The following is a 20,689-nucleotide window of genomic DNA, read 5'->3' as shown; positions in this document are numbered from 1 at the left end:
TGGCGCGCGCCCGTGAGCGGCCGCCGGCCGCGAACGGCCCGCGCGAGGGAGGTCGAGGCGGCCCGCCGGCGGCTCCGGCGGGTCGCCGAGGCCGAGGCTGGGGAGGCGTGAGGTGCGGTGCGGCCGCGGCCGGGTGGGGCTCCGGAGAAGTCTTCCGCGATCCGTATCCCCCTCGCACTACCGACGGATCAGAACCCGAAGACGAACACGCCGACGACGAGCGCGACGCCGAGGACGACGAAGGCGGCGTGTTCGGCCTCGATGGAGCCCGGTTCGATCGGCTCGTCCGCGGGGGTCGAGGTGTCCTCCGTCACCCCGTCGGGGCCCACGTCGTCGACGCCGAAGCGCCACTCGCGTCCGTCGTCGTCCTCGTCCATGCGGACCTCGTTCGCCCGGCTTCGGGTGTCATCGCCGCTCATACTCGCCGTAGGCGCGTGCCGGGTAAATGGCTGGCGGGGCGCGATCGGTCGACGAGACCGGCGGGCGCGATCGGTCGCGGAACGCGACCCGAGATCCTACCGCCGTCTGGCCGGCGCGATCACGTCGCCGTCGTACACGACGCCGCGCTCGCCGTCGATCGTGAGGGTGGTCCCGTCCGCGACGGCGTCCGGCAGGGTCACGCCGGAGACCATCGGGACGCCCAGCTCGCGGGCGACGACCGCCGGGTAGCCGGTCATTCCGGGACGGGCGTCGACGATCCCGGCGATCCGGTCGAGGTCGCCGATGAACTCGCCCTCGAAGTCGGGTCCGAGCGCGACGACCGATCCCGCGGGGACGACGGAGAGGTCGCCGTCCGAGCTCCGGTGGACCGGCGCGGCGACGCGCCCGGCGACGACCGCCTTCCCGGTGGCGACGGTCTCGGCCGCGATGTGGACCTTCAGCGTGTTCGTGGTGTTCGTCCCCTCGAGTTCAGTCAGCATCCCCGAGAGGACCACGAGGGTGTCGCCGGAGGCGGCCGCGCCGGTGTCGAGGGCGGCGTCGACCGCGTTGTCGAGGACGGTCTCCATGTCGTGGGCGTACTCGGTGGTGACCGGCTGGACGCCCCACGACAGCGCGAGCTGGCGTCGAACGCGGTCGTCCGGCGTGGTCGCGACGACCGGGACGCCCGGGCGGAACATGGCGGTCTTGCGGGCGGTGTAGCCGGACTCCGAGACCGCGACGACCGTCGACGCGCCGATGTCTCGCGCGAGATACCGCGCCGAGCGCGCCAACGCCTCGGTTCGGGAGCCCTCGGCGGCGGCCGGCACCCGCTGTTCGCGCGTCTCGGCGTACTCCTCGCTGGTCTCGACCTCGCGGACGATCCGGTCCATCGTCTCGACGACCCTGACGGGGTGGTCGCCGATGGCGGTCTCGCCCGAGAGCATCACCGCGTCGGTCCCGTCGAGGACCGCGTTGGCGACGTCGGAGGCCTCGGCGCGGGTGGGTCGCCGCGAGCGGACCATCGAGTCGAGCATCTCGGTCGCCGTGATCACGGGGACGCCGTCGTCGACGCAGGTGCGGATGATCCGCTTTTGAATCATGGGTACGTCCTCGAGGGGGCACTCGACGCCGAGGTCGCCGCGGGCGACCATCACGCCGTCGGCGGCGTCGACGATGCCCCGCAGGTTCTCGACGGCTCCCGCGCGCTCGATCTTCGCGATCACCGGGACCTCGTCGCCGCCGTACGCCTCCAACTGGTCGGCGATCCGATACACGTCGTCGGCGTCGCGGACGAACGACGCGGCGACGAAGTCGGCGTCGGCACGCGCCGCGAGCCGGAGCTCATCCTCGTCCTCGGGCGTGACGAGGTCGACGTCGATCGCGACGCCCGGGAGGTTGACGCCCTTCCGGGAGCCGAGCTGCCCGCCGGAGACCACGCGTGCGACGACCGAGCCGTCCTCGGCGACCCGCTCGACGCGACACTCGATCCGGCCGTCGTCCAGCAGGACCGTGTCGCCGGGCCTCGCCGCCGCGATCGAGTGGGTGAGCCCGACCCGCTCGGGGGTCGCGTCGTCGCCCTCGTGGAACGTCACCTCGGCGTCGGTCGCGAGCGATATCGGGTCGTCGATCTCGGCGGTTCGGACCTCGGGGCCCTTCAGGTCGACCATCACCGCGAGCGGGTCGTCGATCGTGTCGTCGACGTCGCGGACGCGTTCGATGACGTCCTCGCGGTGGGTCGTCGTTCCGTGGCTGGCGTTGAGTCGAGCGACTGACATCCCCGCGGCCGCGAGGTCGCGGATCGTGTCCCGGTCGTCCGACGCCGGACCCAGCGTACAGACGATCTTGGCGTTTCGCATAGGCACAGTTCGGCGCAGCGCCGGAAAAAGACACACGGTCGAGCCGCGACCGAGGCGAGACGAGAGAACCCGGAGAGCGCGGTCGAACGGTCGCATTTCGGCGCTTTCACCGCGAACGATCGGGGACGATCACGACGGATAGCTCGGCGTCCGATCGCGGTCCGTCCGTCCCGACCGTGGCCCGTGCGTCCGGGACGCATGACATGTCATTTGGAACGAAATACATAAGCGCTTACTACCACACCAGACGGACGAATGGACAGTATCGCCGCGGTCCGCTCACGTGACGCGCTCGCGTTCTCCGTGCTCGACAGCGAAGTCAGGCTCGCCATCCTCGACTCGTTGTACGACCGGACGGTCGCGTCCGGCCCGCTCGCGGGCAACGCCGCGTACTCGACGATCAAGGCCGACGTGGGCGTCGAGGACAGCGGCCGGTTCAGCTACCACCTCGACAAGCTCACCGACCGATTCGTCACGAAGACCGAAACCGGGTATCGGCTCGCGGAGCCGGGCCGCGAGGTGGTCCGACTCCGACGGACCGGCGTGCTCACCGAGGATCGGACCGTCGAGGCGGAGCCGGTCGACGGCGAGTGTTACCGGTGTGGAGCCGACATCCAGGCCTTCTACCGAAGGGGGTATCTCGTGACGCAGTGTCAGGAGTGTATCGGGCTGATCGACCACGAACTCGTCCTCGACGGGACCCTCGCGTCGCTCGCGTATCCACCGTCGGGCGTGTCGGGGATCGACATCGGGACCGCCTTCGAGCGTTCCCATCTCCGCGCGGTACACACCTTTCGGGCGATGGCCGACGGGTTCTGTCCGAACTGCGGCCACGACGTGACGATCACGCTTCCCCCCGCGGAGGGCGAGGACCCGGGAGACGACGGCTACGGGTTCCGCCACGTGGACCACGACGGGATGGTCCGGTTCGCGTGTGACCGCTGCGGACGCCGACACATCACACACCCGCTCTACGCCACCGACGACCGGGAGCCGATGGCCGGCTTCTTCACGAGAAACGGTATCGACCCCGGCTGGGACCGCAACGCCACGGTGATGTCGTGGCCAGTCACCGTCGAGGGGACGGAATTCGTCTTCGAGACGCCGGACGGGGACCGGTTCCGGGTCGACGACGGACTCGACGTCCGTCGGGACTAGGAGTCGTGCGCGGGCGGGATCAGTCGTCGGCGGGGGCGGGCCGCGAGGAGAGCCGTACGTCGCCGGCGTCGACGCCGAGTTCGTCGAGTGCGGCCTGTGCCGCGCGCTTGCCGGAGACCAACATCGCGCCGAAGGTCGGTCCCATCCGCGGGAGCCCGTAGGCCGTCGCGACCGCCATCCCGCTCGCGACGAGTCCGTCGTGGACGACGCCGGTGTGTTCGACGACGGCGTCCTCGCTCTTGCCGACCCACATCGAGTCGTGGCCGGGCGAGTCGTGACCCGGCGCGCCGTACTCGTCGTCGCCGGTCGCGTCCATTCCCGTGTTGTGCTCCTTGGCGTGGGAGATGCCGGGAACGTCGAGGACGCCCCGCTCGTCGAGTTTGTTGATCGCGACCGCGTCGTGGCCGGTGGCGTCGATCACGACCTCGGACTCGACCGCGATGGGGTCGACGCAGGTGATCTCGCGCGGGAGCGCGTGGACTGGCGTCCAGTTCATCACGATCCCGCCGACGCGGTGGTCCTCGCGCACGACGAGGTCGGTGAACTCGGTCATGTTCTGGACCTTGGCTCCCGCGTCGCAGGCCGCCTTGATCAGCCCCGAACACGCCTCCGGCCCGGAGGCGACGTAGAGGTCCTCGACGCCCTCCGCGGGCTCGAAGTCGACGTCGAGGTCCGCGAGCACCTCCTGGGCGGGGTCGCGGACGGTCACCTTGTTCATCAGGAAGCCGCCGAGCCAGAAGCCGCCGCCGAGGTAGTTGTTCTTCTCGACGACCATCACCTTCACCCCGCGCTCGGCGAGCTCCTTCGCCGCCATCAGCCCGGACGGGCCGCCCCCGATCACGATGGCCTCGCTCTCGGAGAAGTCGAGGAACTCCTCGGACCAGTCCCGCCCGATGGCGCGCGTTACGTCGGTCTCGCTCACGTCGCTGAAGCCGTCGAACTCCATGGTACGACCGAGTAATATCACTGGGTTGTATTAGTCGTTGTGGTCGATACGGTCGAAGTACCGATCCGACTCGCGGTGCGGTGGCGCGCCTCCGAGCGGCCGGAGGCCGCGAGGAGCCCGCGAGGGGCGCGATGACCGAAGGGAATCGCGAGGCTGGGGAGGTATGAGGTGCGGGGCTGAGCGGGGTGGGACTCAAAGGGGCAACGCCGAGGGGGACGGCGGCCGACGCAAGGACCACAGGGAGCGAACGGAGTGAGCGACTGAGGACCACAGCGAGGCCCCCGAGTCCTCGGCGTTGGGGCTTTGGAGGAGTTCACTGCGCCAGCAACGACCCGTTCTACTCACTCCGCTCGCGATTCGATCGACGAACCTCGCCAGTGAGCGACGGTTCCTTCGAGGACGCATCCGAGAAACGGGAGTCCGAGAAACCAAACGAACGGTTACGCCACGGAGGCGCACGGCCGTGGCCGACTCGTAGCCTTTTTACCCACGCTGGCGGTATTCAGGCACACTATGGCTGAGGACAAGGCACGAAGCACCGGCAGTGCGGGCCGATTCGGGGCTCGCTACGGCCGCGTCGCCAGAAAGCGGGTCAAGGACATCGAGGCGGAGATGCAGAACGCGACCGTCGACGGCGATGACGTCAAGCGCGTCGGAACCGGCATCTGGGTGAACGAGGAGACCGGCGAGACGTTCACCGGCGGGGCCTACCGCCCCGAGACCCCCGGCGGCCGGACCGTCCGCCGCTCCATCCGCGCCGCGCTCGCCGACGAGGAATAATGAGTTACAAGTGTTCCCGCTGTAAGCGCGACGTCACGCTCGACGAGTACGGCGGCGTCCGCTGTCCCTACTGTGGCCACCGCGTCCTCCTGAAGGAGCGCGGCGGCGACATCAAGGAAGTCGACGTCGAGTAACCGGACCCCGCCGTGACCGACCGCGACGCGTCGACGACCGGGCCCGCCGACCACGCGACGACCGGGCCCGCCGACGCCGCGCCGGCGACCGACGCCGACCGCGACCACGGGACGCTTCTCTCCTTCGAGTACCCCGACGAGCGGCGCGCCCGGATCGTCGCCGACGCGCTCGCGCCCGAGGTCGGCGAACTCGACGAGTCGCGGTCGAGCGCGACCGTCTCCCGGGACGGCTCCGTCGTCCGCGTCCGCGTGACCGCCACCGACCTCGTCGCGCTGCGCGCGGGGATCACGAGTTGGTCGCGGCTGGTCGCGGTCGCCGAGCGCGTGAGTCGGGGACGATCGAGCGCGTGAGCCGGTACCGATCCGTCGATCGGTAGCACGCTACGAGCGCCGTTTTCGTCCGCTCGAACCGTCTCCCGTGGATTCTCGACGTTTCGAGCGCTCGTCGGAGAAGTCGGGGGTTTTTCCGTCCGGGCCGCCTCGGTCCGCCCATGCAAGGGAACATGCCGCCCGAGGCACAGGAGAAGATCGAGGAGCTTCAGGAGCTACAGGAGACCGCACAGCAGGTCGCCGAGCAGAAGGAGCAGGCGAAGAGCGCGCTCAACGAGTCGAAGACGGCGCTCGACGCCCTCGAGGACGTCGACGAGGACGCCGGCATGTACCGCGAGATCGGCGAGGTACTCGTCGAGACCGATTACGAGTCCGCCTACGACGACCTCGAGAACAAGGTCGACTCCCTCGAGGTCCGCGTCGAGCAGCTCGAGAAACAGGAGGAGCGCGTGCAGGAGCAGTTCGACGACCTCCAGGGCGAGCTCCAGCAGATGCTCCAGGGCGGCGCGGGCGGCGGCCCGATGGGTCCCGGCGGTCCGGGCGCGGGCGGCGCGTAGAGACCGATGAGCGAGGACGCGTCGAGCGAGCAATCGACGAGTGACGGGCCGACGGACGAGGAGGTCGTTCGTACCGCCGCGGAGGCGGCCGAAGGGGTCGTCTTCAAACACTACGACCAGTCGGCCGTGACCGATCTCGACGTCACGGTCACCTTCGAGGAGGGCGTCCTCGATGTCGACGTCTACCTGAACGCCCCCGACGGCGACGACGACCCCGACCCGGAGGCGGTCGTCGAGGCGGCCACCGAGGCCGCGGGCGACGCCGTCGACGAGCTGTTCGGGGAGTAACGAGAACGGGCCGGATTCGACCCGTTCGTCCTTTTTCGGCTTTCAGCGGGAGCGCCGTCCCGGGCCGCTCACGTCAGGAAGAACAGCAGCACGCTCACCGACATCGCGAACAGCGTCACCGCCGCCGCCAGCGCCGCCCCGAGAGAGAGCGCGGCGTTGGCCTGCGTCGCGAGCGTCTCGGTTCGGTCGTTGCCGAAGACGGTCACCGTCGTGCGTTCGGTCCCCCCGCCGACCGCGACGGGTTCGAGGTCCTCGCGTGCGTCGACCGCGAGCGACGCGACCCGCTCGGCGAGCGCGTCGGCGTCGACCTCCTCCCCGACCCGGTTGTCCGCGCGGGTCCGGTTGACGACGTGGTTGTCGGTGGTCATGACCTCGACGTGGTCGATCCCGGTCGCCTCGCGGACGGCCGCGAGCAGGTCCGCTCGCAGGCCCGGAACCATGTTGTTGCCGTCGATGAGCACGTAGGCGGCCTCGACGCCGGCGACACGGGTGACCGCGACCCGGACGCCGAGCGGCCCGATCCCCTCCTCGGGCGTCCACCCCGTCGGGTCCCAGGCGACGCCGAGTTCCGTCCGCCCGCGGTCGGCGGTCGCGGCCGCCTCCCCGGCGGAGCCCGCGGCGTCGTACAGGTCGTAGGAGCGCTCGGATCCCGGCGTGACGTGGCCGAGGTCGGCGCCCGCCCCCGACAGCCCCGTGTGGCAGTTGTGGCCGTCGACGAGGAGGACGTCCTCCACGCCGCCGGTCCGGAACTCCGCCATCGCGGACTGGCCGACCGCGAAGTCGACGTCATCCGCCGAGCCCGGCGCGAACGTCGAGATCGCGAGCGCGGCGTCGCCGAACCGCTGGGTCAGCACCGACGACTCGCCGGCCGCGACCGACTGCGGGACCGTCCCCTCGCGTCGGAACGTCGCGTCGTCGAGCGCGCGGTCGGCGGCGTCGATGACGCAGTCGACCTCGGTCTCCGAGACGAGGTTGAAGTCGTGGCCCGCGGTCGCGTGCGGGGGGAAGCCGATCCCCTCCGCCGAGAGCGCGACCCGGCGCGGGAGGTCGCCGCCGCCGATCTCGCCGAGCGGGCCGGGGTGGATCATCGGCAGCACGAACCGGGCCTTCTCCGCGCCGAGTCGGTCGGGATCGACCCTCCCGCCGTCGGCGGCCGCGTCCGCTCCGGCGTTCGAGTCCGTGTCGTCGGCGTCGTCAGCATCGTCCGCATCGCCCTCGATGGTCCGGAACGACAGCACCGAGACCGGGACCACCGCGTCCTGTCCGAGCCGCTCGAAGAACCGCTCCAGATCGCGGGACTCCTCGGCGGCGTAGCCGATGAACCCGCGGATGAAATCCAGCACCGAGACGTCGAGCGCGCGCCGCCACGGTCGTTCGACCGCGACGAGGAACGCCCAGACGGCGACGGCGTAGAGCAGACAGAGCGCGCCCAGAAGCAGGAAGTGGTCGATCGTCACCGCGTCGAAGATGGGCGGGCCGTGGTCGGTCCGCGAGAGGAACACGACGTACGCCTCGTAGGCGGACCCGCCATCAATGAGGAGGCGTGCGGTCCCGCCGTACACGAAGAGCAGGGCCGCGGCGACGGCGGTCTGGACCAACGCGGGGACGCTGGCGGCGGGCACGGAGACCCGCGAGACGGCGAGGACGGCGAGCAGCCGGAGGGCGAAGATCGACGCGAGCGCGACGACGAGCGCGTCGAAGACGAACCGCTGGGAGAGCCCGAGGACGGCGGCGAAGACCCCGGCGACGACGAGCACGACGACGACGAACAGCTCACACAGGAGCGCTAAAAGCGCCGACCGGTTGTACGTGAGGCTCCCGCCGAGCGCGCGGTCCACCGTGGTGGTCGTGAGCGCGGCGACGACCGTCGGCGCGCCGAGAAAGACGATCCCCTGCCAGGCGTCCTGGCCGACGAGCAACACGGGGTACGTCGACCCCATCGTCGAGGCGGAGTCGAAGACGGCGATCCCCGTGAGCCCGCCCAAGAGCACGGCGAACGCGAGCGTTCTCGGCCAGCGCGGCGCGCGGAAGATGAACTTGGAGAGCCCGGCGAGCCGTCCCTGTGTCGCGGTCACGGGTGCGGGATTCGCGCCCGCGAATAAAAGTCTCTCCGGCTTTCGGACGCCGATGTGGAGATCGGCATATCTCGCCAGCAGGAAATCGACTCATGAAACGTGATCGATTCCCGCGGTGGCGCGCCTCCGAGCGTCCCAGAGGGGCGCGAGGAGCCCGCGAGGGACGTCGCGAACGAAGTGAGCGACGAGGCTGGGGAGGCGTGAGGTGCGGTCGCGGGGCGGGATTCAAAGGGGCAATCGGGAGGACGGCGCACGGCGTTCTCCCGATTGGGTCTTTGGAGGTGTTGTCCACACTCGTAGCGACTTCGACGGATCGGTTCATGTTCCGCCGACCGTTCCCGATCAACTGACGCTCTCCCACGAACGGTGACGCAACTCGTGAACTCGTCGAACGGACGGGTCACGACGGAGTCGAAAGCGGAGTTTTCAGAGAGAGGCATCCTGGAGGTCAGGTATCGGTGATGACTGTCTAGCTTCTTCGTACTGAATACAGGCTACGAATATCACACCGAAGCCCTACCGAAAAAGTAGCGTGAATCGCTCGATGGAGGATACGTACCGAACGGTGAGACGTTCTATTCCGTATGTTTCGGTGTGATGTTCTATCGTCACGCTGGTTCTCACTGCCAGCCGATATCGTCTACCCTAAAGACCGTGTCTCCCCCACCGATAGCCGCAAAGGCAACCGTATCGAATCCAGGGATATCGTTCTCGAACGGTGCGTCCGTGGCGACCTGTTCTCCGTCAACGTATACCTCTCCGATCGTTCCGTCGGCCCAGTCGATCTCCCGCATGCTGATCTGGACGAACCGCTCAACGTCCGGATCGATGGCACCATCACGGATCCGGTTTCTGTCCTCCTCATCGTTCCCGTCTCCAAATCTGAAGTACAGCCCGTCGTTTTGTATGTGGTTGGTGAACCGAATCCCGATGGTGTCCCCGTTGATCAACCTGAGCTGGTTTTTCGTGTACTGATCCGCGCTCATCGGCTTTATGTAGAAAGAGATCCGGCTCGGAGAGACAGTTTGATCAAGGGTAGATTCGGCACTGAAGTTACTGAGACTCCCACCTTGGTCGAGATAGAGCGAATGCTGGCTTTCATGTCCGTCGTTCGCGACTCCTATCTCGTTTTCCTGTGCGAGGCCTCCCGGTCCCCCTCCGACGGCACGCCACTCCGGATCATCAAGCGTACCGTCTTCGAAATCGTCGTACAGCGGGGTTGTGTCAGGGCCTTCACTCTCGGTTTCATCCGCGTCGGATGGAGTGGTCTCGCTTTCGGGTGAGGTCTCCGCCGATCCGTCGGTATCCGGAGATCGCTGCTCGCTGTCCGTAGAGGAGCCCTGAATACCGAGTAACTCCTTCGCGCCGATGTAATACCCTACGAACGTCCCACATCCGACACCGCCGATGAATTCCAGAATCCCGCGCCTCTCCATGCGGGAGATGTTAACGAGAAGACACTATAATATTCCGATGGAAATCAATCCAGTGCGAGTCGGCAGGACGATAGCGGGGAGCCAAACTGTCGGTACTCCGTATTGAGCGAGTTCCACGCTCTTTTGACGAATATACGGGTATTGATCGGATGCTGCCCACTCTTTTTGAAACGAAGTCGATGCCGCTACGCTACAGAGAACCACCCTATTCAGCGCACAACACCGATCAGCTGAAATGAATGTCGGCGGTATCGAAACGTCCTACGCCGACTCGCAGATCGCGACGAAGTTCTCGAAGACCTCCTCGCCCTCCTCGGTGTGGGCGACCTCCGGGTGCCACTGGACGCCGTACAGGTCCTCCTCGACGTTCGACATCGCCTCGATCCCGCAGACGTCCGAGGTCGCGGTGTGGGCGAACCCGTCGGGGAGTTCCTTCACCTCGTCGGCGTGGGAGGCCCACACCCGGGTGTCGGGCGCGAGCGACCCGACGAGCGGGTCCGCCTCGTCGACGATCTCCACGTCGACGTCGGCGTAGCCGCCGTAGTCGCCCCCGCCGACGCGCCCGCCGCGCTCGTCGGCGATCACCTGCATCCCCAGACAGATCCCGAAGACGGGGACGTCGAGGTCGAGGTACTCGCGGGCCTTGCCGATCCGGTCCATGTCGGGGCCGCCGGAGAGGACGACCCCGTCCGCGTCGACCTCGGCGGGCGGCGTGTCGGCGTCGACGATCTCGGTGTCGACGCCCATGTCCCGGAGCGCGCGCCGCTCCAGGTGGGTGAACTGGCCGTGGAGATCGAGAACGACGATCCGTGTCATGGACGCGATCCGCGGGGACGGCACAAAAACGACTCGGAACGGACCGCAGGGTCGTGCCGGTTCTCGACCACCGTCCGCGCAAACGATCCATGTGTTTGGATCATCACGCCGCGATTCGGAACTCGAACCGCTACCGCTCCAGCGGGTCGACCTTCGTGAACTCCCGGAGGAGGACGGTCGCGTACGACCCGCTCGGGAGCGCGAACGCGAAGGTGGGGTCGCCCGCGTCGAACGTCACCTCGAGGTCGGTCCGGACCTGGATCGCCCGCCGGGTGCCGCTCGAGTCGAACTCGCCGGGGAGGTCGAAGTCCGCGGGTTCGACCCCCGCGTCGTCGAGGATCCCTCGCTCGATCTCGCCGGGCTCGCCCTCCGCGAGCTCGGTCTCCGTGCCGACGAGCGGCGCGGTGACGAACGCCCGCCCGCGTGCGCAGTGGCGCGCCATCACGGACGTCCGCTCCTCGGTCACCCGCTGTTCGCGGTCGGGGTCGGGCGCGTACAGTCCGTCGGGGGCGTCGCGGTCGGCGAAACACGCCACGTCGCCGGCGACGGGACGGTCGAAGGGGAGCCCGCGGCGGAGCCGCTCGCTCAAGATTCGGTTGAAGAGGACGGACTGGGCCGCGTTGACGAAGAGCCGCTGGAGGTTCGAGGGGACGGCCTCGAGCGCGTGCCGCCAGTCGTCGTCCGCGGGCGGGGCCGCCGGGTCGACGCCCCGTTCGGCCAGCCGCGAGAGCATGCCGCGCTCGAACCGGAGCTTCCGCGGCATCGACTCGAGACACGCCTCCCAGTCGCCGTCGCCGGTGCCGTCGGCGACGGGGGAGGCGTCGTCGCCGTCTACACCGTCGTCTCCGCGGTCCGCGATCCCGAACGCGTCGTCGACCCGGTCGCGCCCGGCGCGGGTGTCGTCGGGCTCGGCCGCGGAGGGGTTACCGGCGTACAGCCGGACCGCCTCCCGGAAGTCGCCGCGGACGACCGCGAGCCCGACGCGGTGGGTGACCGGGCGGACGCTCCCGAACCGCTGCTGGCCGAAGTAGTTGGGGACCGCGACGGGGGCGTCCGAGTCGTTCGGGTGGTTCGGGTCGTCCGAGTCGTCCGGGTCCGCGCCAGCGAACGCCCGGAGATCGCGGGCCACGGCGGCGACGCGTTCCTCGGCGTCCGGGACCGCGTCGGCGACGCGGATCTCGAAGGCGTTGCCGGCCAGGTCGCCGAAGGAGAGCCGGCGGCCCGCCCGCCCGATCGGCTCGATATCGACGCCGCGGATCTCGGGGATCTCGGCGGGGTCGACCTCGCGCAGGGTGAACAGCTGGGTCGTCACGGCGCGTTTGTCCTTCGTGCCGGCCCAGGAGACGCGCTCGCGGCTGATCCCCAACGCGTCCGAGATCCGGCGCGCGAAGTCGTTCGTGTCCCAGTTCCGGAGCGTGGCGCGGACGACGAGCTCAGGGTATCCGCCCCGGTCCGAATCGAGCGGGTCCGGCTCGAACGCCTCCAGCTCCGTGACGCGGAAGTCCTCGGGCCGCTCGCGGAGCCGCCCGCCGATGCCGTCGGCGTCGCTGAGGAAGTGATCGATGCCGACCGCGCGCTCGACGGGGTGGGCCTCGGGGAGGTCGCGGGTGGAGGGGTCGGCCATTCAGTAGAGCGGGAGGTCGCCCGTGACGCGGTCGACGAGGTCGTCGCTCGCGGGCCCGACCGCGAGCGCGGTGACGGTCCCCGGCTCCAGTTCGGTGTGGCCGGCGTCGCGGATGACCGCGTACGGGATCCCCTCCGTGTCCGCCTTGTCCGCGAGTTCGAAGAGCTGGCTCTCGGAGTCGGCCCCGAGAACGACCTTCTTCTGGCCCGAGCCCTTCCACTTCTTGCGGGTTCGACGGCCCGTGTCCTCGTAGGCCGAAAGCGAGGCGTGTGCGACCTGCGCCGCGAGTTTCCCCTCGCCCATGCCGAGGTCCCGGCGGGCGACGATCGCCTGTTTCATACCGACCGAGAGCCCCGCCGCGGGTATAGCTCTGTTCTCTCGGACGGGTCGGGTGGCTCACCTGGCGAGTCGGGCAGGCCGAGCGATTCCTCCGCGACCGAACCGCCGGGATTTATTGGCCGGCCTCGACGACCCTCGGCCGCGTCGTCCCCGCGACGCTTGGTTCCCATGGATCTGGACGAGTTCGCGCGCACGAGCGCGCCAGAACGCGACGGCGACGAGTTTCGAAAGGAGAACAACCGGCTGCTCGGGGTCCCGCTCGACGGGACCGTGACGGTGAAGGCCGGCTCGATGGTGGCGTACACCGGCGACGTGACGTTCACGGGCAAGGCCTCCGCCGAGGGCGGCGTCACCGGCTTCCTCAAGGACGCGGTGAGCAGCGAGGGGACGCCGGTGATGGAGGCGGAGGGCAGCGGCTACCTCTACGTCGCCGAGCAGAGCAAGAAGGTACGGATCCTCGATCTGGACGCCGGCGAGTCGATCTCCGTCAGCGGCAACGACGTGCTCGCGTTCGAGTCCTCCGTCGACTACGAGATCGACACGATCGGCAGCGTCTCCGAGGCCGCCGCCGGCGGGCTGACGAACGTCTACCTCACCGGCCCGGGACAGGTCGCGATATCGACGCACGGCGACCCCGTCGTGCTGGATCCGCCGGTCTTCACCGACCCGGACGCGACGGTCGCGTGGAGCAGCGACCTCTCTCCGTCGGTGTCGATCAACAAGACGTTCGAGTTCGGCCAGACCTCCGGCGAGTCCATCCAGATGGAGTTCACCGGCTCCGAGGGGTTCGTCGTGGTTCAGCCCCACGAGGAGTAGCGGGTCGACCGAGCGCTCCGACGGTTTCCGGGAGTCTTTAGGTCGCGCCCCGCGCCTCTCCCGGCATGATCCTGTCGGACGCCGACATCCTCGACCGGCTCGCGGCCGGGGACCTCGTGGTCGAGCCGCTCGCGGACGTCGACCAGCAGGTCCAGCCCGCGAGCGTCGACCTCCGGCTCGGCGAGCGCTTCCTGGAGTTCCAACGTACCAACATCCCGTGTATCCACCCGACTGAGGCCGACGAGGTCGGCGAGTACGTCACGGAGACCACGGTCCCCGAGGGCGAGGAGTTCATCCTCCACCCGGGCGACTTCGTGCTCGGAACGACCACCGAGCGCGTCGAGATCCCCGACGACCTCGTCGCGCACGTCGAGGGCCGGTCGTCGCTCGGGCGGCTCGCGATCGTGGTCCACGCGACCGCGGGCCTCTGTGACCCCGGCTACAAGGGCCAGATCACGCTCGAACTGTCGAACCTCGGGACCGCGCCGGTCGCGCTCTCGCCGGGGATGCGCGTCTCACAGCTCACCTTCACGGAGCTGAAGTCGCCGGCGGATCGGCCGTACGGCAGCGAGCGCGGCTCGAAGTACCAGGACCAGGACGGCCCGCAGGCGTCCCGGATCGGCTCGGATCCGGAGTTTTCGGGGGAAGACGACGGGAGCGACGGCGCGGCTTCTGCCGAGACCGACACGGGAGGCGAGGCGGAATGAAGTTCATCGAGGAGGTCGTCGTCGACGAGTTCCTGCCGACCGTGCGCTCGATGCTCGCCGAGGACCTCCGCGATCGCGGGTTCACCCAGCGGGAGGTCGCCGACGCGCTCGGCATCTCGCAGTCGGCGGTCTCGAAGTACGCCCACGGCGACGTGGCCCGCCACGAGCGGATCGTCGCCGACGAGCGCGTGCGCGACCTCGTCGAGCGGGTCGGCGAGGGGTTGGCCTCGGGCGACCTCTCGCCGGTCGCGGCGCTCGTCGAGATCGAGGTGCTGATCCGGCGATTGGAGGAGGGCGACCTCCTCGCGGAGCTCCACGAGGAGGCGATGCCGGCGCTCGAGGCCGCGGACGTGGAGTTCTCGGTCCACGACCCCGACAGCGGGCTGCGAGAGCGCGAGGCCGTCCTCGCGTCGGTCCGCCGCGGGCTGCGGACCCTGACGAACGCCTCCGGGTTCGCCGGGCTCATCCCGAACGTCGGCGCGAACGTCGCGGAGTGTCTCGCCGACGCGGGCTCCGTCGACGACGTGGCCGCCGTCCCCGGCCGGCTCGTCGACGTGAAGGGACGCGCGATGGTGCCGGGCGAGCCGGAGTTCGGCGTGAGCGAACACGTCGCGACGGTGCTTCTCGCCGCCCGCCAGGCGGGCTCTCCGGCCCGCGGGGCGGTCAACGTCCGGTACGACCCCGACCTCCTCGCGACGCTCGCCGAGTCGCACCCGACCGTCGAGTTCGACGCGGAACGGGAGACGCGGGAGGCGGTCGCGGAGGCGGTTCGGGGGGCGGACCTCCCGAAGGACGCCGACGCCCTCGTCCTCTATCAGACCGGCGCGGTCGGCGTCGAGCCGATCGTGTACGTCCTCGCACCGACCGCGCCGGAGGCGGCGCGGGCCGTCCGCAGGCTGTTGTAAGCGGTGGTCCGCAGGTCGTCGTAAGCGACGGGTCCGCACCCGGAAACCAGCGGGCTTTTGGCGCGTATCCACGACACACGAGACACACAATGAGCCACGACGACTTCCCCACGGAGCACCCGGCGGTGGTGACCTGTGGACTGCCGTACGCCAACGGCGACCTCCACATCGGGCACCTCCGCACCTACGTCGGCGGCGACGTCTATGCCCGCGCGCTCGAGCGGCTCGGCCAGGAGACCGCGTTCGTCTCGGGATCGGACATGCACGGGACGCCCGTCGCGGTCAACGCCGAGAAGGAGGGCGTCTCCCCGGAGCAGTTCGCGCTCGACTGGCACGAGCGGTACGCCGCGACGTTCCCGAAGTTCAACGTCGAGTTCGACAACTACGGCCACACCCACGACGAAACGAACACCGAGGTCACCCAGGAGCTCGTCCGCGACCTCGAGGAGGCGGGCCACGTCTACGAGAAGGAGATCATGGTCGCGTACGACCCCGTCGACGACCAGTTCCTCCCGGACCGCTACGTCGAGGGAACCTGCCCGTACTGCGGGGCACACGCCCGCGGCGACGAGTGCGACGAGGGATGCCAGCGCCACCTCGAACCCGGCGAGATCGAAGACCCCGAGTCGACGATCACCGGCAACCCCGCGGAGTACCGCGAGCGCACCCACCAGTTCTTCGAGGTCTCGGCGTTCTCGGAGTATCTCTCCGGCTTCCTCGACCGGCTCGAGGGCACCTCGAACGCCCGGAACCAGCCCCGCGAGTGGATCGAACAGGGGCTTCAAGACTGGTGTATCACCCGCGACATGGACTGGGGGATCGACATGCCCGGAGAGAACCCGCAGGACCTCGTCTTATACGTCTGGGTCGACGCCCCCATCGAGTACGTCTCCTCGACGAAGCAGTACACGGAGCGCGTCGGCGCGGACGTCTTCGACTGGGAGGCCGCCTGGAAGGAGGGCGCGAGCGACGAGCACCCCGAGGGCGGCGAGATCGTCCACGTGATCGGCCGCGACATCATCCAGCACCACACGATATTCTGGCCCGCGATGTTGGAGGCGACGGGCCACGCCGAGCCGCGCGCGGTGATGGCGAGCGGGTTCGTCACCCTCGGCGGCAAGGGCTTCTCGACCAGCCGCGACCGCGCCGTCTGGGCCGACGAGTACCTCGAGGAGGGCTTTCACCCCGACCCGCTCCGCTACTACCTCGCGACGAACGGCGGGTTCCAACAGGACGTGGACTTCTCCTGGGAGAAGTTCCGCGACCGCGTGAACACGGAGCTGGTGGGGACCGTCGGCAACTTCCTCTACCGCTCGCTGCTCTTCGCGCACCGCAACTACGAGGACGCGCCCATCGCGGACGCGACGAGCGAGGAGGTGGCAGACCGGATCGACGAGGCGATAGCCGACGTGGCGGCCGCCGTCAACGACTACTCGGTGCGGGCGCTCGGCGACGCCGTGGCCGACCTCGCGCGCTTCGGCAACGAGTACATCCAGCACAACGAGCCGTGGAAGCTCGTCGACGACGAGCCCGAGGAGGCCGCCCAGGTGATCCACGACTGCGTCGCGATCGCGAAGGCGATCGCGGTCCTCTTCGAGCCGATCGCCCCCGAGAAGTGCGAGCGGCTGTGGGACCAACTCGGCGAGGACGGCTCCGTCCACGAGGTCACCGTCGAGGCCGCCCGAGAGGGACCCGAGGGCGACCTCTCCGAGCCGACCGAGCTCTTCGAGAAGGTCGAGGACGACCGCGTCGAGGAGCTGAACGCGAAACTGGAGTCGCGCGTCGCGGAGGCGGAAGCCGGCGACGCGGACGAAACGAACGACGACGAAGCGACTGCCGACGAGAACGACGAGACCGAACCCGACGACACCGACGCCATGACCGACATCGACCCCATCAGCGACGACCGCATCAGCTTCGAACAGTTCCAGGAACTGGACATCCGCGTCGGGCGGATCGAGGACGCCGAGGGGATCGAGGGGGCCGACGACCTCCTGAAGCTCCGCGTCGACCTCGGCGCGGAGACCCGCACCATCGTCGCGGGGCTCAAGGGCCTTCACGCGGTCGAGGACCTCCCGGGGACGAAGGTGGTCGTCCTCGCCAACATGGAGAAGGCGGAGCTGTTCGGCGTGGAGTCGAACGGGATGGTGCTCGCCGCCGGCGAGGAGGCCGACCTCCTCACCACCTACGAGGACGCCGAGCCCGGCACGAAGGTGTTGTAGAGAGTCCGGGGGCCTCGGCCGACGGAACCGTTTCTCGAACGATTTTTCCCCGATCCCGGAGAACCCGCTCCCGTCCCATGTCCCTGCTTCCCCGCTGGTTCGAGACGCAGCCCTTCGAGCGACAAGTCGTCGTCCTCGCCGTCGTCCTCGACCCGATCGGCTTCACGGCCGGCTACCTGCTCGCCCCCGAACTCGGCGTCGAGCCGATCCTCGGCGGCGTCTACGGGCTCATCGCCGCGAGCCTCCCGCTGTCGCTGCTCGTGATGCGCGAGGCGAGCGCGAACTGATCGGACGGGGATCGACCGGGCGATTCAGGCGTCGAGGACCTCTATCAGGTTCCCGTCGGGATCCCTGACGAACAGGATCGTCGTCCCGCTCTCGGTCGTGCGCGGCTCGCTCAGCGTCTCCACGTCGTCCGCGAGGCCGTCGTGGAAGGCCGCCACGTCGTCGACGCCGAGACCGAGGTGGGTCGCGCCCGGTCGGTCGAGCGAGCGCTCCGGCATCGGCTCGCCCTCGGGGTCGTACTCGACGAGTTCGAGACGGATCCCGTCGGCCGCGAGGTGCGCGAACGAGGCGGACGCGCCGGCGGCGTCGACGGCATCGGCGAACGCCTCCCCGCCGACGGAGAACTCGGCGACGACGTCGAGGCCGAAGACCTCGGCGTAGAAGTCGACGGCGCGGTCGAGGTCGGAGACGGTGATCCCGACGTGGTGTGCGGTCGGATCGGACACGCTCGGAGCGTCGGCAACCGTCGAGAAAACGGTGTCGACCCGAACGAGATGCGACATCGACGCGGTTCGAAAGGGAAGGAACCGCCGACGACGACGGGCGTTCATCCGGTGCTCGCGGCGATCACACCCCTCGGGAAACCGTGGCGCGCCTGCGAGTGCCCGAAGGGCGCGAGCAGCCCGCGAGGGACGCGGTGAGCGGGGCGAGGTGTGAGCGAAGCGAGCACCTCGATAACGAGCGGCGAAGCCGCGAGTCGCGAACCGCGAGGCTGGGGAGGCGTGAGGTGCGGTGCTGTGTGGTACGGGGTGGGGCTCAAAGGGGCAGCCTCGAGGGCGAAGCACGGCGCAGTAAGCACTGAGGGAACGAGCAGCGCGAGTGACCGAAGCGCGCAACAAGCCGCGCGAGTCCTCGAGGCTGGGGCTTTGGTGGTGTTCATCGCACTCCGAGATCTCGGATCGTACCATCGAGTGGCTGGGACTTCAGGACCTACTACCGCTCGATGAGGGACGTATCGAACCGAGCGGTAGACGTACGGGACCGAAACGACCATTCGACGCCCGAACCACCCACGCGTATGTACGTCGTGGTCAACGCGGCACAGAGCGTCGACGGGAAGCTCTCGACGCGTCGCCGGGAGCAGCTCCGGATCTCGGGCGAGGAGGACTTCGACCGGATGGACCGGATCCGGGCGGCCGCCGACGCGGTGTTGGTCGGCGTCGGGACCGTCCTCGCCGACGACCCGCACCTCACCCTCGACGAGGAGGCGCGCCGGGTCGAGCGGCTCCGGAACGGCCGGCCGGGCGACCCCGCCCGCGTCGTCGTCGACTCCACGGGCCGAACGCCGACGGACGCCCGGATCCTCGACGACGCGGCGACCACCTACCTGCTCGTGTCGGCGGCGGCGACCCCCGAGCGCCGCGAGGAACTGTCCGACGCCGGCGCGGAGGTGATCGTCGCCGGCGAGGAGCGCGTCGACCTCCTCGAGGGAACGGGCGCGCTGGCCGAGGCGGGCGTCGACCGGCTGATGGTGGAGGGCGGCGGCGAGGTGATCTACTCGTGTTTCGCGGCCGGGATCGTCGACGAGCTACAGGTGTACGTCGGGTCGCTCGTCGTGGGCGGGCGCGACGCGCCGACGCTGGCCGACGGCGAGGGCTTCCTCGAGGAGTTCCCCCGTCTGGAACTGACGGGAACCGAGCGGCTCGACGACGGGATCGTGCTCTCGTACGGCGTCGAAGGGCGCGCGTGAATCGACGGCGAGACGAGGACCGGGACGAACACGACCGCGTGCGCCACCGACGCATCCGGCACTACCTGTGCCTGTGAACGCCACCCATGACATATGTGTAGGACCCGCAAGATCGGACGGTACACGGCCCGTGCTACCGACTTTCACACGGATCCACCGAAGTATTTATATGTCGTCCTCCAGTATCGTTAGGTACCAGAACGCCTCCGGCGCTGGTAGGATCGCACGCTGAAATGAACGGGAGTTCTTATCAACGGCCCCACGCACGACGGCGAGCGGCCGCCACATCCGGAGCGGTGATGGAGAGATAAAAAATGGTAACGAAAGAAGAAGTCATCGAACAGTACGACATCGAGCCGATGAACGACGCGGACAACGTGGACCTCTCCGAGGACGACCTCGAGAACGGGTCCAAAGGACAGCTCATCAAACGCGCCGGTCAACTGCGCGACCGACGCAACGAGCTGAACCAGATGGCCTCCGAGCGGGCGTCGAACCGCGACGACCTCAACGCCAAGACCCGAGAGAAGGTCGACGAGGCCCAGGAACACCGCGAGAAGCGCGACGAGCTCAACGAGCAGGTCCAGGAGCACAAGGACAAGCGCAACGAGCTCAACGCGGAGGCGAACGAACTGTTCGACGAGGTCGAGGAGCTCAAAGGGGACATGGAGCTCGGCTCCGGCAAGTCCATCGAGGAGCTCAAAGAGGAGATCGAGGAGCTCGAGTTCCGCCAGCAGACGGAGGTCCTCGACGCGGAGGACGAGCGCGAACTCATCGAGAAGATCGACGACAAGCGCGAAAAGCTCGCCGAGAAGAAGGAGAAGGTCGACGACACCAGCGAGCTCGACGACCTCGTCGAGGAGGCCGAGGAGGTCCGCTCGGAGGCGTCGAAACACCACCAGAAGGTGACGGAGCTCGCGGACAAGGCCCAGGAGCACCACAACCAGATGATCGAGGCCTACCGCGAGGCCGACGACATCCGCGACGAGGCCGACGAGATGCACGAGCTCTTCGTCGAGGCCCAGGAGGCGGCCGACCGTCATCACGAGGACTTCGTCCGCGTCCAGAAGCGCCTGCGTGAACTCGACAAGAAGGAGGAGGAGGAGCGCAAGGACGAGCGCGCCGAGAAGCGCGAGGAGGAGAAGGAGGAGGCCGAGGAGATCTACCAGAAGTTCAAGGAGGGCGAGACCCTCGACACCGAGGACCTGATGAAGCTGCAGAAGACCGGCCTCCTGTAAGTCCGGTCGGTTTCTCTGCGAACGCGGTCTTTCTGCGTTTTCCCGACGGAACGACGAGACGGAGTGA

22 protein-coding genes are annotated in these 20,689 nt (G+C 68.8%); 13 read left to right on the top strand and 9 right to left on the bottom strand.

Features of this window, described 5'->3' with window-relative positions; genetic code table 11:
• Positions 1–188 precede the first annotated feature (188 nt).
• Positions 189–419, bottom strand: coding sequence for a DUF7312 domain-containing protein (locus tag F3H10_RS04600; RefSeq protein ID WP_223174197.1), 231 nt, complete (start codon positions 417–419; stop codon positions 189–191).
• Positions 420–515: 96 nt separating this feature from the next.
• Positions 516–2,276, bottom strand: coding sequence for a pyruvate kinase (pyk, locus tag F3H10_RS04595; RefSeq protein WP_149783660.1), 1,761 nt, complete (start codon positions 2,274–2,276; stop codon positions 516–518).
• A gap of 255 nt (positions 2,277–2,531) precedes the next feature.
• Here pyk and F3H10_RS04590 point away from each other — a divergent pair, with 255 nt between their 5' ends.
• Complete coding sequence (locus tag F3H10_RS04590; protein WP_149783659.1) at positions 2,532–3,434, top strand: DUF7351 domain-containing protein; 903 nt, start codon at positions 2,532–2,534, stop codon at positions 3,432–3,434.
• Positions 3,435–3,453: 19 nt separating this feature from the next.
• Here the strand turns inward: F3H10_RS04590 and F3H10_RS04585 are convergent, their stop codons facing one another.
• Entirely contained in the window at positions 3,454–4,380 is a 927-nt protein-coding gene (locus F3H10_RS04585) for a sulfide-dependent adenosine diphosphate thiazole synthase (RefSeq protein WP_149783658.1), read from the bottom strand.
• A 513-nt stretch (positions 4,381–4,893) separates the two neighbouring features.
• Here F3H10_RS04585 and F3H10_RS04580 point away from each other — a divergent pair.
• From F3H10_RS04580 to F3H10_RS04560, 5 genes are all read left to right on the top strand, one after another.
• On the top strand, positions 4,894–5,160 hold the full coding sequence (locus tag F3H10_RS04580) for an eL43 family ribosomal protein (RefSeq protein ID WP_149783657.1): 267 nt from the start codon (positions 4,894–4,896) through the stop codon (positions 5,158–5,160).
• Entirely contained in the window at positions 5,160–5,294 is a 135-nt protein-coding gene (locus tag F3H10_RS04575) for a DNA-directed RNA polymerase subunit P (RefSeq protein WP_007994536.1), read from the top strand. Before F3H10_RS04580 ends, F3H10_RS04575 begins: the two co-directional genes overlap by 1 nt.
• Before the next feature lie 12 nt (positions 5,295–5,306).
• Positions 5,307–5,645, top strand: coding sequence for a KEOPS complex subunit Pcc1 (locus F3H10_RS16245; RefSeq protein WP_149783656.1), 339 nt, complete (start codon positions 5,307–5,309; stop codon positions 5,643–5,645).
• Positions 5,646–5,797: 152 nt separating this feature from the next.
• Positions 5,798–6,181 carry a prefoldin subunit beta gene (locus F3H10_RS04565; RefSeq protein WP_149783671.1) on the top strand — a complete coding sequence of 128 codons (384 nt, stop codon included), beginning with the start codon at positions 5,798–5,800 and terminating at the stop codon, positions 6,179–6,181.
• A gap of 6 nt (positions 6,182–6,187) precedes the next feature.
• Positions 6,188–6,469 (top strand): DUF3194 domain-containing protein, encoded by a 282-nt coding sequence (locus F3H10_RS04560; protein ID WP_149783655.1) that lies wholly within the window; start codon positions 6,188–6,190, stop codon positions 6,467–6,469.
• Between the two features lie 68 nt (positions 6,470–6,537).
• Here F3H10_RS04560 and F3H10_RS04555 read toward each other — a convergent pair whose 3' ends face one another.
• The 5 genes from F3H10_RS04555 to pth2 form a co-directional block, all read right to left on the bottom strand.
• Complete coding sequence (locus tag F3H10_RS04555) at positions 6,538–8,544, bottom strand: DUF2070 family protein (protein ID WP_149783654.1); 2,007 nt, start codon at positions 8,542–8,544, stop codon at positions 6,538–6,540.
• 620 nt (positions 8,545–9,164) lie between these two features.
• Positions 9,165–9,980, bottom strand: a complete 816-nt coding sequence (locus F3H10_RS04550; protein WP_149783653.1) for a hypothetical protein — start codon at positions 9,978–9,980, stop codon at positions 9,165–9,167.
• Between the two features lie 261 nt (positions 9,981–10,241).
• Complete coding sequence (locus F3H10_RS04545; protein ID WP_149783652.1) at positions 10,242–10,796, bottom strand: GMP synthase subunit A; 555 nt, start codon at positions 10,794–10,796, stop codon at positions 10,242–10,244.
• A gap of 130 nt (positions 10,797–10,926) precedes the next feature.
• Positions 10,927–12,420, bottom strand: coding sequence for a tRNA pseudouridine(13) synthase TruD (gene truD / locus F3H10_RS04540; protein WP_149783651.1), 1,494 nt, complete (start codon positions 12,418–12,420; stop codon positions 10,927–10,929).
• Positions 12,421–12,759, bottom strand: a complete 339-nt coding sequence (pth2, locus tag F3H10_RS04535) for a peptidyl-tRNA hydrolase Pth2 (protein ID WP_149783650.1) — start codon at positions 12,757–12,759, stop codon at positions 12,421–12,423.
• 168 nt (positions 12,760–12,927) lie between these two features.
• Between pth2 and F3H10_RS04530 the strand changes: the two genes are divergently transcribed.
• The 5 genes from F3H10_RS04530 to F3H10_RS04510 all read left to right on the top strand — a co-directional run bounded on the left by F3H10_RS04530 (position 12,928) and on the right by F3H10_RS04510 (position 17,696).
• Entirely contained in the window at positions 12,928–13,575 is a 648-nt protein-coding gene (locus tag F3H10_RS04530) for an AIM24 family protein (protein ID WP_149783649.1), read from the top strand.
• 65 nt (positions 13,576–13,640) lie between these two features.
• Positions 13,641–14,282 (top strand): dCTP deaminase, encoded by a 642-nt coding sequence (dcd, locus tag F3H10_RS04525; protein WP_149783648.1) that lies wholly within the window; start codon positions 13,641–13,643, stop codon positions 14,280–14,282.
• Positions 14,279–15,187, top strand: a complete 909-nt coding sequence (locus F3H10_RS04520; RefSeq protein WP_149783647.1) for a thiamine-phosphate synthase family protein — start codon at positions 14,279–14,281, stop codon at positions 15,185–15,187. The genes dcd and F3H10_RS04520 overlap by 4 nt, the downstream gene beginning before the upstream one ends.
• Before the next feature lie 89 nt (positions 15,188–15,276).
• Positions 15,277–17,409, top strand: a complete 2,133-nt coding sequence (metG, locus tag F3H10_RS04515) for a methionine--tRNA ligase (protein WP_149783646.1) — start codon at positions 15,277–15,279, stop codon at positions 17,407–17,409.
• A 77-nt stretch (positions 17,410–17,486) separates the two neighbouring features.
• Entirely contained in the window at positions 17,487–17,696 is a 210-nt protein-coding gene (locus F3H10_RS04510; RefSeq protein ID WP_149783645.1) for a hypothetical protein, read from the top strand.
• A gap of 24 nt (positions 17,697–17,720) precedes the next feature.
• Here the strand turns inward: F3H10_RS04510 and F3H10_RS04505 are convergent, their stop codons facing one another.
• Positions 17,721–18,140, bottom strand: coding sequence for a VOC family protein (locus tag F3H10_RS04505; RefSeq protein WP_149783644.1), 420 nt, complete (start codon positions 18,138–18,140; stop codon positions 17,721–17,723).
• Positions 18,141–18,712: 572 nt separating this feature from the next.
• Between F3H10_RS04505 and F3H10_RS04500 the strand changes: the two genes are divergently transcribed.
• Together F3H10_RS04500 and F3H10_RS04495 are read left to right on the top strand one after the other, a co-directional pair.
• A complete protein-coding gene (locus tag F3H10_RS04500) occupies positions 18,713–19,384 on the top strand; it encodes a 2,5-diamino-6-(ribosylamino)-4(3H)-pyrimidinone 5'-phosphate reductase (protein ID WP_149783643.1) in 672 nt (223 codons plus the stop codon).
• Between the two features lie 314 nt (positions 19,385–19,698).
• Entirely contained in the window at positions 19,699–20,622 is a 924-nt protein-coding gene (locus F3H10_RS04495; protein WP_149783642.1) for a coiled-coil protein, read from the top strand.
• The last annotated feature ends 67 nt before the right edge of the window (positions 20,623–20,689 follow it).

Source organism: Halorubrum aquaticum (assembly GCF_900113615.1).
Lineage (GTDB): Archaea > Halobacteriota > Halobacteria > Halobacteriales > Haloferacaceae > Halorubrum > Halorubrum aquaticum.
This window is presented reverse-complemented; position numbering and strand designations above follow the sequence as displayed.

Coding starts and splice junctions, on each gene's coding strand:
- F3H10_RS04600 (WP_223174197.1), bottom strand. CDS start 419: ATGAGCGGCGATGACACCCGAAGCCGGGCGAACGAGGTCCGCATGGAC.
- pyk (WP_149783660.1), bottom strand. CDS start 2,276: ATGCGAAACGCCAAGATCGTCTGTACGCTGGGTCCGGCGTCGGACGAC.
- F3H10_RS04590 (WP_149783659.1), top strand. CDS start 2,532: ATGGACAGTATCGCCGCGGTCCGCTCACGTGACGCGCTCGCGTTCTCC.
- F3H10_RS04585 (WP_149783658.1), bottom strand. CDS start 4,380: ATGGAGTTCGACGGCTTCAGCGACGTGAGCGAGACCGACGTAACGCGC.
- F3H10_RS04580 (WP_149783657.1), top strand. CDS start 4,894: ATGGCTGAGGACAAGGCACGAAGCACCGGCAGTGCGGGCCGATTCGGG.
- F3H10_RS04575 (WP_007994536.1), top strand. CDS start 5,160: ATGAGTTACAAGTGTTCCCGCTGTAAGCGCGACGTCACGCTCGACGAG.
- F3H10_RS04565 (WP_149783671.1), top strand. CDS start 5,798: ATGCCGCCCGAGGCACAGGAGAAGATCGAGGAGCTTCAGGAGCTACAG.
- F3H10_RS04560 (WP_149783655.1), top strand. CDS start 6,188: ATGAGCGAGGACGCGTCGAGCGAGCAATCGACGAGTGACGGGCCGACG.
- F3H10_RS04550 (WP_149783653.1), bottom strand. CDS start 9,980: ATGGAGAGGCGCGGGATTCTGGAATTCATCGGCGGTGTCGGATGTGGG.
- F3H10_RS04545 (WP_149783652.1), bottom strand. CDS start 10,796: ATGACACGGATCGTCGTTCTCGATCTCCACGGCCAGTTCACCCACCTG.
- truD (WP_149783651.1), bottom strand. CDS start 12,420: ATGGCCGACCCCTCCACCCGCGACCTCCCCGAGGCCCACCCCGTCGAG.
- pth2 (WP_149783650.1), bottom strand. CDS start 12,759: ATGAAACAGGCGATCGTCGCCCGCCGGGACCTCGGCATGGGCGAGGGG.
- F3H10_RS04530 (WP_149783649.1), top strand. CDS start 12,928: ATGGATCTGGACGAGTTCGCGCGCACGAGCGCGCCAGAACGCGACGGC.
- dcd (WP_149783648.1), top strand. CDS start 13,641: ATGATCCTGTCGGACGCCGACATCCTCGACCGGCTCGCGGCCGGGGAC.
- F3H10_RS04520 (WP_149783647.1), top strand. CDS start 14,279: ATGAAGTTCATCGAGGAGGTCGTCGTCGACGAGTTCCTGCCGACCGTG.
- metG (WP_149783646.1), top strand. CDS start 15,277: ATGAGCCACGACGACTTCCCCACGGAGCACCCGGCGGTGGTGACCTGT.
- F3H10_RS04510 (WP_149783645.1), top strand. CDS start 17,487: ATGTCCCTGCTTCCCCGCTGGTTCGAGACGCAGCCCTTCGAGCGACAA.
- F3H10_RS04500 (WP_149783643.1), top strand. CDS start 18,713: ATGTACGTCGTGGTCAACGCGGCACAGAGCGTCGACGGGAAGCTCTCG.
- F3H10_RS04495 (WP_149783642.1), top strand. CDS start 19,699: ATGGTAACGAAAGAAGAAGTCATCGAACAGTACGACATCGAGCCGATG.